At 69.9% G+C, this 15,081-nt stretch carries 12 protein-coding genes; 4 read left to right on the plus strand and 8 right to left on the minus strand.

What is annotated here, in order from left to right:
• The 7 genes from GA0115259_RS41645 to GA0115259_RS09265 all read right to left on the minus strand — a co-directional run.
• Positions 1-530, minus strand: a 530-nt coding sequence (locus tag GA0115259_RS41645) for a carbohydrate-binding protein (protein ID WP_237539872.1), incomplete at its 3' end; no start/stop codon positions are given.
• A 166-nt stretch (positions 531-696) separates the two neighbouring features.
• A complete protein-coding gene (locus GA0115259_RS09240; RefSeq protein ID WP_093593577.1) occupies positions 697-1,722 on the minus strand; it encodes a LacI family DNA-binding transcriptional regulator in 1,026 nt (341 codons plus the stop codon).
• The gene (locus GA0115259_RS09245) at positions 1,722-3,146 is read right to left on the minus strand and encodes an L-fucose/L-arabinose isomerase family protein (RefSeq protein ID WP_093593580.1); all 1,425 of its coding nucleotides are present in this window, start codon (positions 3,144-3,146) and stop codon (positions 1,722-1,724) included. The genes GA0115259_RS09240 and GA0115259_RS09245 overlap by 1 nt, the downstream gene beginning before the upstream one ends.
• A 29-nt stretch (positions 3,147-3,175) precedes the next feature.
• Positions 3,176-4,261 (minus strand): rhamnose ABC transporter substrate-binding protein, encoded by a 1,086-nt coding sequence (rhaS, locus tag GA0115259_RS09250; protein ID WP_093593583.1) that lies wholly within the window; start codon positions 4,259-4,261, stop codon positions 3,176-3,178.
• 63 nt (positions 4,262-4,324) lie between these two features.
• Positions 4,325-5,404, minus strand: a complete 1,080-nt coding sequence (locus tag GA0115259_RS09255) for an ABC transporter permease (protein ID WP_093593586.1) — start codon at positions 5,402-5,404, stop codon at positions 4,325-4,327.
• Positions 5,388-6,437 (minus strand): ABC transporter permease, encoded by a 1,050-nt coding sequence (locus GA0115259_RS09260; RefSeq protein WP_093593589.1) that lies wholly within the window; start codon positions 6,435-6,437, stop codon positions 5,388-5,390. The genes GA0115259_RS09255 and GA0115259_RS09260 overlap by 17 nt, the downstream gene beginning before the upstream one ends.
• Positions 6,434-7,957 (minus strand): sugar ABC transporter ATP-binding protein, encoded by a 1,524-nt coding sequence (locus tag GA0115259_RS09265; RefSeq protein ID WP_093593592.1) that lies wholly within the window; start codon positions 7,955-7,957, stop codon positions 6,434-6,436. The genes GA0115259_RS09260 and GA0115259_RS09265 overlap by 4 nt, the downstream gene beginning before the upstream one ends.
• Positions 7,958-8,239: 282 nt before the next feature.
• Here GA0115259_RS09265 and rhaI point away from each other — a divergent pair, with 282 nt between their 5' ends.
• The 4 genes from rhaI (at position 8,240) to GA0115259_RS09285 (ending at position 14,172) form a co-directional block, all read left to right on the plus strand.
• The gene (rhaI, locus tag GA0115259_RS09270; RefSeq protein WP_093593595.1) at positions 8,240-9,409 is read left to right on the plus strand and encodes an L-rhamnose isomerase; all 1,170 of its coding nucleotides are present in this window, start codon (positions 8,240-8,242) and stop codon (positions 9,407-9,409) included.
• Between the two features lie 93 nt (positions 9,410-9,502).
• Entirely contained in the window at positions 9,503-11,572 is a 2,070-nt protein-coding gene (locus GA0115259_RS09275) for a bifunctional aldolase/short-chain dehydrogenase (RefSeq protein WP_093593604.1), read from the plus strand.
• Positions 11,573-11,586: 14 nt separating this feature from the next.
• Complete coding sequence (locus tag GA0115259_RS09280) at positions 11,587-13,122, plus strand: rhamnulokinase (protein WP_256097953.1); 1,536 nt, start codon at positions 11,587-11,589, stop codon at positions 13,120-13,122.
• 18 nt (positions 13,123-13,140) lie between these two features.
• Positions 13,141-14,172 carry a LacI family DNA-binding transcriptional regulator gene (locus GA0115259_RS09285; RefSeq protein WP_093593598.1) on the plus strand — a complete coding sequence of 344 codons (1,032 nt, stop codon included), beginning with the start codon at positions 13,141-13,143 and terminating at the stop codon, positions 14,170-14,172.
• 57 nt (positions 14,173-14,229) lie between these two features.
• On the opposite strand, the gene GA0115259_RS09290 is transcribed toward GA0115259_RS09285, so the two are convergent.
• Positions 14,230-14,739 carry a GNAT family N-acetyltransferase gene (locus GA0115259_RS09290; RefSeq protein ID WP_093593601.1) on the minus strand — a complete coding sequence of 170 codons (510 nt, stop codon included), beginning with the start codon at positions 14,737-14,739 and terminating at the stop codon, positions 14,230-14,232.
• Positions 14,740-15,081 lie beyond the last annotated feature (342 nt).

A 15,081-nucleotide genomic window follows, 5' to 3' on the forward strand; every position in this document is an offset into this window, starting at 1 on the left:
GCCGTCAGCCCACTGTACGTGTAGAAGGAATTCCGGCTCGGGAACATCTGGTTGAACTGGCTCTCGCTGACGACGAAGCCACCGGCCGGCGGCGGGTCGGTCGGCGGGGTGCCGGTGCAGTTGTACGGCTCCCAGTACCAGGTGCTGATGACCGGGTCGTAGCCCGGGTTGTCGTGCTCCGCGATATAGAACTTGCCGTCGGTGTACTTCACGATGTTGCCGGCGACATACGCACGGCCCGCCACCCAGGCCGGGTAGTCACAGGCGCCGGAGCCGCCGCCTGGGCTGGAACCGTCACAGGTGCCCTGGTCGGCCCAGACATCGGTGGTACCGGGAGTCTCTCCCTGGGTCCACCACTTGGCCGACCAGTTGTGACCGTTGTACGAAGCCGTGTTACCGCCGGTGTACACGGAGGACGCGTTCCATCCCGCCGCGCAGGTCGCGGCGGAGGCGGAAGAGGCGGGCAGGAAAATCGTGAGGGCGAGGGCCGAAACCATCGCCGCGATCAGGGCCAGGACGCGCTGTCTCAAACGACTCACTCCTTCGCGCGAGCAACCGGGTGTCCCGCTGCTCGCCATGGGGGGTGAGGGAACCAAATCGGAATCGCGTGGACCTGTCAAGGTCTAGACCAAGGGATGGCGCGGCGGCCAGGGCGCATCCGGCCGATCCGGCCACTGCGGGCAACCGGACGCACCGTCAGCCACGCGCACGGGAGAGCGTCGAGGCGCGCACCACCAGTTCGGGCTGGAGCACGATACGCCGGTGCCGGTGCCCGGCGGCCCCGTCACCGGTCTCCTCGATCAGCAGATCGGCCGCGGCGCCGCCGAGCCGGAAGGCGGGCCGGCGCACCGATGTCAGCGGTACGGCGGCGGCGGACGCGAACTCGATGTCGTCGTAGCCGACGATCGCCATCTCCTCGGGCACCCGTACGCCCGCGTGGTAGAGCGTCTGGAGCACGCCCAGCGCGAGCAGGTCGTTGGCGCAGAACACCGCGCTCGGCCGTGGCGCCATCCCGAGCAGCCGCGCTCCGGCGTCCCGGCCCGCGGCCACATCGAGCCGGGCGGCCTCCACATGGCGGAGCGACACGGACGGCAGCCCCGCCTCGGCGAGGGCGAGCAGGGCGCCCTCCCGGCGGCTCTGGCACTGCGGCAGACGCATCGGGCCGCTGACATACGCGATATCACGGCATCCGCCGCGCAGCAGATGGCGTACGGCCATCGCGCCGCCGGTCACATCGTCCACGGACACCGAACAGCCGTCCGCGCTCGGTACGACACGGTCGACAAGGACGAACGGGATGTCATGGCGCCGGAACGCGTCGAGATTGCGGCCGCTGGTGTCGGCCGGAGTCACCAGCACGCCCCGTACGCGCTGTTCGGAGAAGAGCGTGAGATAGGTGGCCTCCTCCGCCGGGTTCTCGGCGCTGTTGCAGAGCATCACACCGAGCCCGGCCGCGCGCGCCGAGCGTTCCGCGCCCGAGGCCACCGCCACGAAGAACGGATTCGCCATGTCGAGGACGAGCATGGCCAGAATGCGGCTGCGCCCGGCGCGGAGCTGGCGCGCGGACTCGCTGCGTACATAGCCGAGCCGTTCGATGGCGGACTGGACGCGCCGGCGGGTCTCCTCCGTGACGGTGTCCGGGCGGTTGATCACATTCGAGACGGTGCCCACCGAGACACCGGCCGCCCCGGCCACGTCCTTGATCCCCACCGGACGCCGCATCAGACGGTGACCTCCACCAGGTCCAGACCGGTCAGACCGGAAAGCGCGCGCAGCTCGGGCAGCAGCCGGCCGGTGGCCAGGGCCCAGTGGTGACCGACACCACTGGCGCTCCAGGCATCGGTCCACTCCCCCGGATCACAGCCGAAGTCGACACGGGAGGTGGTGTTGCCGATCTCCAGATGCGGCCCGGGAACGACCTCGCCCTCGGCCGCGACCAGCCGGTACCGGCCGTCACGGCTCTGTCCCAGGCCGACCAGGGTGACGGGCCCGTGCCGTACGTCGAACTCGACGGAGACGCCCCAGCCGCGCTTGCCGTGGTAGACACCGAGTCCGCGCAGCAGTGGCTTGCGCTCGCTGATGGCGAGATGCCCGGGGCCGTCATGGCCCATCTCCACCACTCCGGCCGTGAAGTCCAGTGCCTGGAGTTCGGTGAAGGAGCCGCCGGCGCCGAGACGGTCGGCGATCAGCATCGCGAGCGAGGTGCGCAGTTCGTACTCGCCGCAGGCCGGGACTCCGCGGGCGGTCAGCAGCGAGGAGCCGAGGATCATGCCCGCGCCGAGCCGTTCATGGATCTCGCCGTCGAGCCCTCGGTGGTAGTAGGCGAGCGAGTCCAGGTCGAAGTCGGCGACGAGCCGGTCGAGTCCGGCGGAGACACGCGCGGCCCAGCGCAGATCGTCCTCGACCACGGAGTCGGCGAGTTCGAAGACCTCACGGGTCTCGTCGAGCTTCGCGGTGAGTTCTCCGTCCTTGACCTGCTCGACCCGTACGCGCAGATCGTCGAACTCCACGACCTCGACATGGCCGCCGAGATGGCCCGGGACCATGGTGAGGTCGGTGGAGACGTCGTACATACCGGGGTAGAGATGTCCCATCAGACCGTGCCGGCCGTGGCGCAGGACGGAGCGGACTCCGGCGGCCCGGATCCAGCGGCCGATGCGCTCCCAGGCCCGCTCGTCCTCAAGATGTCCGGAGACGGAGCGGAAAGGGACGCCCACGCGCTCGAAGGCGTTGGCCATCTCCGGCAGCGGACAGGCACCGCAGTAGGCGAGCCACTGTCCGGTGTCGAAGGAGGCGTGGTCCATGGACGGTGTGGGCTGGAGATTGATCAGCAGGACGGGCGCGCCGCTGCGCTGGGCGACGGGGACGAGCATGGTCGCCGTCATATAGGTGGTGAGGAAACCGACGATCAGATCGCAGTCGGCGGCGCGCAGTTTCTCGGCCGCCTCGGCGCCTTCCCGGGCGTCCGAGATGAAGCCGACGTCAACGACCTCGGCGTCGAACTCCCGCATACGCGTGGTGACCCGGTCGGCGGAGCGCCGTAGCTGTGGCAGAAGATCGGGGAACTGCGGCCAGTAGGCGCCCAGCCCGCCCGCGACCAGCCCGATCCTGGGCTTGCGGGCGACGGCTGCGGTACGGACGGTCATGGCGGCTCCGTTGGGGATTGTCCGGCCGGTCAGAAGTCGAACGTGTCGATGTTGTTCTTGTCGAAGACGGTCGGCTCGCCGAGGATGACCTCGCCGTCCTTCCCGATGGTGTACTCGCCGAGCTTGCCCGCCTTGAACTTCTCACCCTCGGCGCCGGTGATCTGTCCCGACGCCAGGGCGGCTGCCGCGTACGACCCCAGATAGCCGAGCTCCTCGGGGTTCCAGAGCGAGAACTGCTCGACGGTGCCGTCCTTGACGTACTTGCGCATCTGGTTCGGTGTGCCCAGCCCGTTGAGCACGACCTTGCCCTTGTACGAGGAGTCGCTGAGATAGCGGGCGGCGGCGGCGATTCCGACGGTGGTCGGCGAGATGATGCCCTTGAGGTCCGGATAGGCCTGGAGCAGGCCCTGCGTCTGCTGGAAGGACTTCTGGTCCGCGTCGTCGCCGTACGCGACCTTCACGAGCTGCATGTTCCGGTACTTGGGCAGCTTCAGCTCGTCCTTCATGAACTCGATCCAGGTGTTCTGGTTCGTGGCGTTCTGGGTGGCCGAAAGGATCGCGATCTTGCCCTGGTAGCCGATCTGTTCACCGAGGTGCTGGACGAGGCTCCGGCCTATCTCCTCGGAGCTGGCCTGGTTGATGAAGAGCTGGCGGCAGTCCTTCGCGGTGTCGGAGTCGTACGCGACGACCTTGATGTCCTTCTTCATGGCCTGCTTGAGCGGGCCGCAGACCGCGTTCGGGTCGTTGGCCGCGATCAGGATGGCGTCCTGGCGCTGCTGGATGAGGGTGTTGATGTACGAGACCTGCGAGGAGGCGCTGGCGTCGGAGGGACCGACCTCCTTGCCGGTGGCGCCGTACTCGGCCGCGGCGGCGATACCGGCCTCGTCCACGATCTTCTCGTACGGATTGTTGATCTGCTTGGGTAGGAAGGCGAGCTTGAGGCCCTTCTTCAGCGGCGCGTCCGGATTGGCCTCGGCGGCGGTGTCCGCCTTCGTGGTGCCCTTCTCGGTGCTGTTCTTGGTGGTGCCGGAGCAGGCGGTCAGGGCGACGGCGAGGGCACAGACGGTGGCGGCGGTGGCCGCCGCGCGGCGCCGGGCGGCGGTACGGATGATCATGGCGGGCACAGGCCTTTCGGGAAGTACGGCGGGAGCTCGGGAAGTTGACGGAGGGCGGGAGGCTCAGGGCCCGGACACACCGACGGCCGCGCGCCGATGACGGCGCTCCACCACGGTGGCGATGACTCTCGGCGTGAGGACCGAGGCGACGAGCAGCAGCCCGGTCACAATGACCTGGACCTCGTTCGGCACGTCGTTGAGCGTGAGCAGATTCTTGAGGACTCCGATCAGCAGCACACCGGCGACCGCGCCGAAGAGCGTGCCCTTGCCGCCGTCGAAGTCGACGCCGCCGAGCAGGACGGAGGCGATGACGAGCATCTCGAAACCGAGGCCGTTGTCGGCGCGCGCGCTGCCGTACCGGAGAGTGAAGACGATCCCGGCGAAGGCCGAGAACGCTCCGGTGACCACGAAGAGGATCAGCTTGAACCGCTTGACCCTGATCCCGGCGAAGTAGGCGGCCTCCTCCTGTGCGCCGATGGCGAACAGCGACCGTCCGAAGGAGGTGGAGTGGAGCAGTACGGCCGTGGCGAGCGCCAGTACGAGGAACAGGACGACGGGATAGGTCAGGAAGGTGCCGGGGACCGTGGTGGTGTCCACGGCCCAGTCGGCGTACACCTGCGGGAAGTCGGTGACGGCGTCACTGCCGAGCGCGACCGAGGCGAGCCCGCGGTAAAGGGCGAGTGTGCCGATGGTGACGGCGAGCGAGGGCAGTCCCACCCGGGTGACCAGCCAGCCGTTGAGCAGTCCGCCCGCGACACCGGCCAGCAGCACCACGGGCACGATCAGCTCGAAGGCCCAGCCCGCGTTCCACAGCGCGCCGGTGAGCGCGCTGCCGAGGCCCAGCATGGAGGCGACGGACAGATCGATCTGTCCGGCCACCACCAGCAAGGTCATGGGCAGGGCGATCAGGGCGACTTCGGCCATGTCGTTGAAGGCGAAGGCGAGATTCTCGCCGGAGGCGAAGCCGTCGGTGGTGCCGAGGCCGGTCACGAAGACCGCCACCAGCAGGACGCCGACCGCGGTGTCCCAGCGCAGTCCCACCGTCCGCAGCAGCCGCCCGGCGCTCGGGCGCGGCTCGGGCACGTTCGCCCGGGGCCCGGGCGCGGTCTCCGGCGCGGTCTCTGTCTCAGGCGCCGTTCCCATGGCGGGCGCTCCTCTTCCTCAGTGCGGCTGTCATACGCAGGGAGACGATCCGGTCGACGGTGATGGCGGCGAGGAGCAGCGCGCCGGTGATGGCGCCCTGCCAGAACGCGTCGACCTTGAGGACGACCAGGGCGCTGCCGATGGTGGTGAGCAGCAGCGCGCCGAGCGCCGCGCCCCACACCGTGCCCGTACCGCCCGTGATGGCGACACCGCCGACGACCACGGCGCTGACGACGGTGAGTTCCCAGCCGTGGGCGTTGTCCGCGACGACGGTGCCGAAGCGGGCGAGCCAGAGGGCGCCGGCGAATCCGGCCACGGCCCCGGAGAAGGCGTACGCGGCGAGGATCCTGCGGCGGATCGGTACGCCCGCGAGCCGCGCGGCCTCCGGGCTGGAGCCGATCGCGTACAGCTCGCGTCCTGAGCGGTAGCTCCGCAGGTAGTACGCGGTGAGCGCGAGGAGCGCGAGGGCGATCAGCGGGAGGTACGGGATGCCGAAGACGCTGCCGCTGCCCAGATCGAGGACCGGTTCCGGGATGTCGTTGGCGCTGATCTGCTCGCCCTGTGCCCACCAGTAGTCGAGGCCCTGGATGATGTAGAGCATTCCGAGGGTGACCACGAGCGCCGGGACGCGGCCGAAGCTGACCAGTGCGCCGCTGACCAGACCGCAGCCCACACCGAGTGCGGTACCGAGCAGCATGACGGTGAGCACGCCGTGGTCGGTTCCCGCGGCGAACTGGCCGCAGGCGAAGGCCGAGAGCCCGACGACGGAGCCGACCGAGAGGTCGATATTGCGGGTGACGACGACCACGGACTGGCCGACGGCGAGCAGAACCAAAATGGAGGCGTTGAGAAGGAGATCCTTGACGCCCTGGTCGTCCAGGAAGCGCGGATTGGAGATCCAGGTGCCGAGGACGAGCAGCGCCAGCGCGCCGGCGATGCTGATCTCCCGGGCCCGGAACACGGCGTCGACCAGCGAGCGTGCCGAGCGCTCGTCCCGGCCCGCGTCGGCGGGCCTGTCCAGCAGGGTGGTCATGCCGCCGCCCTTTCGGCGCGGCCGGTCGCGGCGGCCATCACCGTCTCCTCGGTGGCCTCCGCGCGTGGGATCTCGGCGGTGAGACGGCCTTCGTGCATGACGAGCACCCGGTCGGCCATGCCCAGGACCTCGGGCAGATCGGAGGAGATCATCAGGACGGCGAGCCCTTCCGCGGCCAGGGAGGAGAGCAGCCGGTGCACCTCCGCCTTCGTACCGACGTCGATGCCCCGGGTCGGTTCGTCGACGATGAGGACGGCCGGTTCGGTGGCGAGCCACTTGGCGAGGACGACCTTCTGCTGGTTGCCGCCGGAGAGCACACCGACGGGATCGGCGAGACGGCTGTACTTGAGCTGGAGACGTACGGCCCAGTCGGCGGCCCTGCCGCGCTCCAGCGCCCGGCGCACCAGTCCGCCCTTGCCGAGCCGGCCGAGCCCGGTCAGCCCGATATTGCGCTCGATGGACATCTCCATCACCAGCCCGCGCAGCCGCCGGTCCTCGGGCACGAGCGCGAGTCCGGCGTCCATGGCCGCGGTCGGTGAACCGGCGGGCAGCTTCCGCCCGTCGACCTCTACCTCGCCCGCGTCCGCCCGGTCGACACCGAAGACGGCCTGCGCCACCTCGCTGCGCCCGGCGCCGACGAGTCCCGCGAGAGCGACGATCTCGCCTCGCCGTACCTCGAAGGAGATGTCCCGGAACACTCCCTCCCGGGTCAGCCGGCGCACCGACAGGGCGGTCTCGCCCACCGCGGCCCGCTGCTTGGGATACAGCTCGCCGAGATCGCGGCCGACCATGGCACGGACGAGATCGTCCTCGGTGAGTCCGGCCAGCGGCTCGGAGGAGATCAGCCGGCCGTCGCGCAGGGTGGTGACGCGCTGGCAGAGCTCGAATATCTCGCCGAGCCGGTGGGAGATGAAGAGCACGGCGGCGCCCTCGGCCCGCAGAGTCCGCACCACGGAGAAGAGCCGGGCGGTCTCGCCGCCCGTCAGCGCCGCCGTGGGCTCGTCCATGATCAGTACGCGCGCGTCGAAGGAGAGCGCCTTGGCGATCTCGACGATCTGCTGGTCCGCGATGGACAGCCCGCGCGCGGGACGGTCCGGGTCGAGCTCCACACCGAGCCGTTTCATCAGGGCGGCGGTGCTCTCCCGTACGGCCCTGCGGTCGATACGGCCGAGCGAGCGCCGGGGCTGGCGGCCCATGAAGATGTTCTCGGCGATCGACAGATCGGGAAAGAGCGTCGGCTCCTGGTAGATGACGGCGATCCCGGCGTCGCGGGCGTCGGCAGGTCCGTGGAAGACAACAGGTGTGCCGTCGAGAAGCACCTCGCCGGCATCGGGCCTGTGCACCCCGGCGAGCGTCTTGATCAGGGTGGACTTGCCGGCGCCGTTCTCCCCGGCGAGCGCGTGCGCCTCGCCGGGGAGCAGTCGCAGGGAGACGTCCCGCAAGGCCCGTACGGCGCCGAAGGACTTGCTCACATCCTTCAGGGCCAGGACCGGGGCGGGGCCCGTGGCGGGCTGGTTCATTTGGGCTCCTCAGCGGCGACGGGCCTGGGGCACCGCCCGTCGTGAAAGGTTTCAATGAGGTTGCACGGAAGCTAAACGGCGTTCCACGGCGGCGTCAATGGGCTGTGCTCGACATTTTCGGGTGAATTCACAGGGGTGCGACCCGAACAAATGGAGGTGTCGCGCGGAGGGTTGACACCCTCCGACGGCTCCCATAGCTTCGCCGCGATGAAACGATTCATAAGGAATCGCTGCACCGACTCCGGCTGGCCCCGCGAGTCCGCACCACGGGAGCGCTGAGATATGACGGGTCGATCCGCCGAGTCCGCTGTGAAGGCGGCGCTGAAGTCACAGGCCGTCGAGACGCCGTCGTGGGCGTTCGGGAATTCCGGCACCCGGTTCAAGGTGTTCGCCCAGCCCGGTGTGCCGCGTACGCCCGCCGAGAAGCTCGCGGACGCCGCGCGGGTGCACGCGCATACGGGCGTGGCGCCCACGGTGGCGCTGCACATCCCGTGGGACCGGGTGGACGACTACGGCGCGCTCGGCGCGCGGGCCCGGGAGCTGGGACTGCGCGTCGGGGCGATCAACTCGAACGTGTTCCAGGACGACGACTACAAGCTCGGATCCGTCACCCATCCGGATCCGGCCGTGCGCCGCAAGGCGCTGAACCATCTGCTGGAGTGCGTGGACATCATGGACGCGACCGGCTCCCGCGATCTGAAGCTGTGGTTCTCGGACGGGATCAACTATCCGGGCCAGGACGACATCTCGGCACGTCAGGGACGGCTCGCCGAGGCGCTGTCCGCGGTGTACGAGCGGCTCGGCGACGGCCGGCGGATGCTGCTGGAGTACAAGCTGTTCGAACCGGCCTTCTACGCCACGGATGTGCCGGACTGGGGGACGGCGTACGCGCACTGTCTGAAGCTGGGCCCGAAGGCGCAGGTGGTCGTGGACACCGGGCACCACGCGCCGGGCACCAATATCGAGTTCATCGTCGCGGTACTGCTGCGCGAGGGAAAGCTCGGCGGATTCGACTTCAACTCCCGCTTCTACGCGGACGACGATCTGATGGCCGGGGCCGCGGATCCCTTCCAGCTCTTCCGGATCATGTACGAGGTGATCAGAGGCGGCGGGTTCACGGCGGAGACGGCGTTCATGCTCGACCAGTGCCACAACATCGAGGAGAAGATCCCGGCGATCATCCGGTCGGTGATGAACGTCCAGGAGGCCACGGCCAAGGCGCTGCTGGTGGACGCGGAGGCGCTCGACGCGGCCCAGCGGAGCGGCGACGTACTGGCGGCGAACGCGGTGCTCATGGACGCATTCAGCACGGACGTACGCCCGCTGGTGGCCGAGGTCCGCGCGGAACTGGGCGCGGACGCCGATCCCGTCGCCGCGTATCACGCCTCCGGGTACGGCAAGAGGATCGTCGCCGAACGGGTCGGCGGCACACCGGCCGGCTGGGGCGCCTGAGGCCCGGCCCGTATCCGCTCCGGCGCCGTACCCGAGCCCGTACCCGAGCCCGTACTCGTACCCGGCGAAGTCCGCACCATACAGAGGGACATGATGACCGACCAGCCTCACCAGTACGCAGTGCCGACCGTGCATCCGGCGGCGGCCGAGCTGCTCGACCGCTCGCACCGGCTCGGCGCCGATCCGCGCAACACCAACTACGCCGGCGGCAACACCTCGGCGAAGGGATCCGCCACCGATCCCGTGACCGGCGACGACATCGAACTGATGTGGGTCAAGGGCTCCGGCGGCGATCTGGGCACCCTCAAGGCCGACGGGCTCGCCGCGCTCCGCGTCGACCGGCTGCGCGCGCTGACCGCGGTGTACCCGGGTGTGGAGCGCGAGGACGAGATGGTCGCCGCGTTCGACTACTGCCTGCACGGCAAGGGCGGAGCGGCCCCCTCCATCGACACCGCGATGCACGGACTGGTCGACGCCTCCCATGTGGACCATCTCCATCCCGACTCGGGTATCGCCCTGGCCTGTGCGGCGGACGGCGAGAAGCTGACGGCCGAGTGCTTCGGCGACACCGTGGTCTGGGTGCCCTGGCGCCGGCCGGGCTTCCAGCTCGGTCTGGACATCGCCGCGGTCAAGGAGGCGAATCCGCGGGCGATCGGCTGTGTGCTCGGCGGCCATGGCATCACCGCCTGGGGCACCACCTCACAGGAGTGCGAGCGCAATTCGCTCCACATCATCCGTACCGCCGAGGCGTTTCTCGCCGAGCGCGGCAGGGCCGAGCCCTTCGGTCCCGTTCTGCCCGGGTACGAGCCGCTGCCCGAGGCCGACCGGCGGGCGAAGGCGGCTGCGCTGGCCCCGCTGATCCGTGGTCTGGTCTCCACCGACCGGCGCCAGATCGGCCATTACACCGCCACGGAGCCGGTCCTCGACTTCCTCTCCCGTGCGGAACATCCACGGCTGGCCGCCCTCGGCACCTCCTGTCCCGATCACTTCCTGCGGACCAAGGTCCGTCCGCTGGTGCTCGATCTGCCCGCCGGTGCGCCGTTGGAGCGGATGAAGGAGCGGCTGGCCGAGCTGCACTCCGACTACCGCGCGGAGTACCGGGCGTACTACGAACGGCACGCGGTGCCCGGTTCACCGCCGATGCGCGGGGCGGATCCGGCGATCGTGCTGGTGCCGGGCGTGGGCATGTTCTCCTTCGGCAAGGACAAGCAGACCGCGCGGGTGGCCGGGGAGTTCTATCTCAACGCCGTCAATGTGATGCGCGGCGCCGAGGCCGTCTCCTCGTACGCGCCGATCGAGGAGTCCGAGAAGTTCCGTATCGAGTACTGGGAGCTGGAGGAGGCCAAGCTGCGCCGGATGCCCGCGCCGAAGGCACTGGCGGGCCGGATCGCGCTGGTGACGGGTGCGGGCTCGGGGATCGGCAGGGCGATCGCGCACCGGCTGGCCGCCGAGGGCGCGTGTGTGGTGGTCGCCGACCTCGACGCCGGGAGCGCGACGACGGTCGCCGGCGAACTGGGCGGTACGGACACGGCGATGGCGGTCACCGTCGATGTGACGGACGAGGAGCAGATCAAGGCGGCGTTCGAGGCAGCCGTCCTCGCCTTCGGCGGTGTGGATCTGATCGTCAACAACGCCGGTATCTCGATCTCCAAGCCGCTGCTGGAGACCACCGCGCGGGACTGGGACCTCCAGCACTCCATCATGGCCCGTGGCTCGTTCCTGGTCTCGCGTGAGGCGGTCCGGGTGATGACCGATCAGGGATTCGGTGGCGACATCGTCTACATCGCCTCCAAGAACGCGGTGTTCGCGGGCCCCAACAACATCGCGTACTCCGCGACCAAGGCCGACCAGGCCCATCAGGTACGGCTGCTCGCCGCTGAGCTGGGCGGGCTCTCGATCCGGGTCAACGGTGTCAATCCCGATGGCGTGGTGCGTGGTTCGGGAATCTTCGCGGGCGGCTGGGGAGCCGAACGGGCGGCGGTGTACGGCGTGGAGGAGGAGCGGCTCGGCGAGTTCTACGCCCAGCGCACACTGCTCAAGCGGGAGGTGCTGCCCGAGCATGTGGCCAACGCGGTGTTCGCTCTGACCGGCGGCGATCTCAGCCACACCACGGGACTGCATGTGCCGGTCGACGCCGGTGTGGCGGCGGCGTTCCTGCGCTGAGAACGAGGTCCGTCGTGTCATCCACCGCACCACTCCCTTTCGCCGCCGTCGATCTCGGCGCGTCCAGTGGCCGTGTCATGGTCGGTCATGTCTCCGGCCGTGGCGCGGGCACACTGCTCCTCCAGGAGGTGCACCGGTTTCCCAACCGCCCGGTGCGGACCGCCGGCACACTGCACTGGGACATCCTGTCCCTGTACGGCGGTGTGCTGGACGGGCTGCGGGCCGCGGGCAGGGCGGCGGAACGGGCGCCGGCGAGTGTCGGTGTCGACACCTGGGCCGTCGACTACGGACTGCTCGACGCGGACGGCGCGCTGCTCGGCAATCCCGTGCACTACCGCGACACGCGCACCGAGGGCCAGGCGGCGCTGGTGGGCGCTGTGCTGCCACCGGCCGAGCTGTACGCGGCGACCGGCCTCCAGTACCTCCCGTTCAACACCCTGTACCAGCTCACCGCGGCGCGGGACACCGCCGTACTCGGCGCCGCACGGCGGCTGCTGCTGATCCCCGATCTGATCGTGTACTGGCTCACCGGCGAGGCCGGGACCGAGCTCACCAATGCCTCCACCACCCAGCTGATCGACCCGCGTACCCGCGACTGGTCCCGGTCCGTCGCCGATACTCTCGGCATCGATCTCACGCTCTTTCCTCCGCTGCGCGGACCGGGCGACCGGGCCGGTGAGCTGCTCCCGGAGGTGCTGGCGGAGACCGGACTGTCCGGCCCTGTTCCGGTGACGGCGGTCGGCTCGCACGACACGGCCTCCGCCGTCGCGGCGGTCCCGGCGACGGGCGACCGCTTCGCGTATGTCGCGACCGGCACCTGGTCCCTGGCCGGACTGGAACTGGACACGCCCGTCCTCACCGAGGAGAGCAGACGCGCCAACTTCACCAATGAACTGGGCGTCGACGGCACGGTCCGCTATCTGCGCAACATCATGGGCCTGTGGCTGCTCCAGGAGTGTCTGCGCACCTGGGAGGCGGCCGGCACGTCGCAGCGGCTGGACCGGCTGCTGCGCGAGGCCGCCGAAGTGCCGGGGCTGCGGTCGTACGTCGATGCCGACGATCCCGCGTTCCTCGCGCCCGGCGACATGCCTCGGCGGATCGCGGACGCGTGCCGCCGCCTGGGCCTGCGGCCACCGCAGGGGCCTGCCGAGACCGCCCGCTGTGTCCTGGACTCGCTGGCCCTGGCGCACCGGCGTGCCATCGAGGACGCCCAGCGGCTCTCCGGCCGCGCCGTGGACACCGTGCATATCGTCGGTGGCGGCGCCCACAACGAGCTTCTGTGCCGGCTCACCGCCGATGCCTGCGGGCTGCCCGTGGTGGCGGGACCCGCGGAGGCGGCGGCCCTCGGCAACGTACTCGTACAGGCACGCGCGGCGGGCGCCGTCCGCGGCGGTCTCGCCGAACTGCGCGCTCTGCTGCGCGCCACACTGGAGCCGCGCCGGTACGAGCCGACCGGTGACCGGGCCCGTTGGGACCGGGCCGCGGCACTGATCCAGGGGCATACCCCGCATATGATGGTCCTACCGGACAGAGGTCCCCACACGATGTGACAGAACGGGCAGGAACGCGTGGCGCAGACGGTCGGCATCAAGGACGTGGCCCGGCTGGCCGGAGTCTCGGTCGGGACCGTCTCGAATGTGCTGAACCGGCCCGAGAAGGTGTCGCAGCACACGCTCGTACGGGTCCGCGCCGTGATCGATCAACTCGGTTTCGTACGGAGCGAGACGGCCCGCCAGCTCCGGGTCGGCACCAGCCGGATCCTGGCCATCCTCGTCCTCGACATGGCGAACCCGTTCTTCGTCGCCGTCGCCAAGGGCGCCGAGCGCGCCGCGCGTGAGGCCGGGCTCGGAGTGATGCTCTGCAACAGCGCGGGCAGCGCGGCCGAGGAGGCGGAGTATCTGGCGCTCTTCGCCGAGCAGCGGGTACGCGGAGTGCTGCTCACTCCGACCGACGCGTCCGGCAGCACCGTGCGGGAGTTCGCGCGTCAGGGCATTCCGTATGTCCATGTCGACCGGGCCGTGCCCGCCGCCGAAGGATGCTCGGTCTCGGTGGACGACGTGGCGGGCGGCGCGCTCGCGGTCCGGCATCTGCTGGCGGCCGGACACCGGTCCGTGACATATATCAGCGGCCCGATGTCGCTGCCTCAGTGCCGGGACCGCCGTACGGGCGCGCTGGCCGCGCTGCGCGAGGCCGGTCTGCCCGAACAGGCCTTGCGGCATGTGGAGTCGGCGCGGCTGGATGTGGCCTCCGGTATCGACGCCGGAGCGCGGCTGCTGGGTCTGGCGGAGCGTCCCACCGCCGTGTTCTGCGCCAATGACCTGCTCGCGCTGGGTGTTCTGCAAGCGATGTACGGAGCCGGCGTCGATGTGCCCGGCGATGTGTCGATCGTCGGCTATGACGACATCGAGTTCGCCGCCGCGGCTGTCGTACCGCTCACCTCCGTACGGCAGCCGGCCGACGCGATGGGGCGCGCGGCGGCGGAGATGCTGATGGACGAGACGGGTTCCGGCGCGGAACAGCACAGCCACCGCTCCGTCGTGCTCCAGCCCGAGCTGGTGGTACGCCGTTCGACGCGCCGACTGGACCGGCCGGCGCGCTGACCGCCGGCGCGGCACCATGGCGCCGTGGCCCGGGCCCAGGACACATGGGCCGACCGCCTACGGGGCCGCGTAGCAGTGGACCTTGACCGTCTGGTCCGGGCTCCAGCGCTGGTCCACGACGGCCAGCAGATTCCAGCCGAGGCGTTCGTAGAGCGCGGCAGCCGCCGCGGCCGAGTCGGCGGCCACGACGTCCAGTACGGGATGGAGACCGCGTTCGCGGGCCTCCCGCGCGGCCTGGGACATCAGGAGGGCGCCGATCCCATGGCCGCGTGCCGAGGGAGAGACGAACAGACGGCTCAGTACGACGGTGTCGGCGACCGCCGTTCCCGTCCGGCTGCTCCACAAGGCCGGGGCCACATCGTCCGCGCCGGCCAGGGCGAGAGCGGCATGGCCGACGATCCGTCCGTCCAGTTCGGCGACCCAGGCCGCCAGTTGCGTGGGCCCGGCCAGCCAGTCGGCCGGGCGCTCGGGCCAGTTCACGGGATAGCCGTCAACTTCATGCACCTCGGCGAGCACCTGTAGGCAGCCGTCCAGGTCGTCCTCGCCGCGACGCCGGACATCGCACATCGGGATGTCATCGGCTTTCGGCAATGTCTGTCGATTCACCGAACCATGCAACCACAGGGCGCCACGGATCCTTGCCGCGCCCGGGGCAACCATGCTCACGAGCCTGCCTGTTCGAATACAACGAACCTGGCTGGACAGCGACTTAACTACGTCCGCATTTGCTCCAAATCCCTGGTACATGCGGTGCTCTTGGTTCAAGAGAGGGTCAACAATGCGCCAAGACCGGCCAATACCCAGGGATGCCCTGGATAGTCTCCGGCCGTGATATCGACCAGACATACGAATAGACCCTCCGCAGTCGGCGGCACACCCCGCCGTACGCTGCTCCGCGCGGCCCGCGCC

The organism is Streptomyces sp. MnatMP-M17 (assembly GCF_900091995.1).
GTDB lineage: Bacteria > Actinomycetota > Actinomycetes > Streptomycetales > Streptomycetaceae > Streptomyces.

Coding starts and splice junctions, on each gene's coding strand:
- GA0115259_RS09240 (WP_093593577.1), bottom strand. CDS start 1,722: ATGCGGCGTCCGGTGGGGATCAAGGACGTGGCCGGGGCGGCCGGTGTC.
- GA0115259_RS09245 (WP_093593580.1), bottom strand. CDS start 3,146: ATGACCGTCCGTACCGCAGCCGTCGCCCGCAAGCCCAGGATCGGGCTG.
- rhaS (WP_093593583.1), bottom strand. CDS start 4,261: ATGATCATCCGTACCGCCGCCCGGCGCCGCGCGGCGGCCACCGCCGCC.
- GA0115259_RS09255 (WP_093593586.1), bottom strand. CDS start 5,404: ATGGGAACGGCGCCTGAGACAGAGACCGCGCCGGAGACCGCGCCCGGG.
- GA0115259_RS09260 (WP_093593589.1), bottom strand. CDS start 6,437: ATGACCACCCTGCTGGACAGGCCCGCCGACGCGGGCCGGGACGAGCGC.
- GA0115259_RS09265 (WP_093593592.1), bottom strand. CDS start 7,957: ATGAACCAGCCCGCCACGGGCCCCGCCCCGGTCCTGGCCCTGAAGGAT.
- rhaI (WP_093593595.1), top strand. CDS start 8,240: ATGACGGGTCGATCCGCCGAGTCCGCTGTGAAGGCGGCGCTGAAGTCA.
- GA0115259_RS09275 (WP_093593604.1), top strand. CDS start 9,503: ATGACCGACCAGCCTCACCAGTACGCAGTGCCGACCGTGCATCCGGCG.
- GA0115259_RS09290 (WP_093593601.1), bottom strand. CDS start 14,739: ATGTGCGATGTCCGGCGTCGCGGCGAGGACGACCTGGACGGCTGCCTA.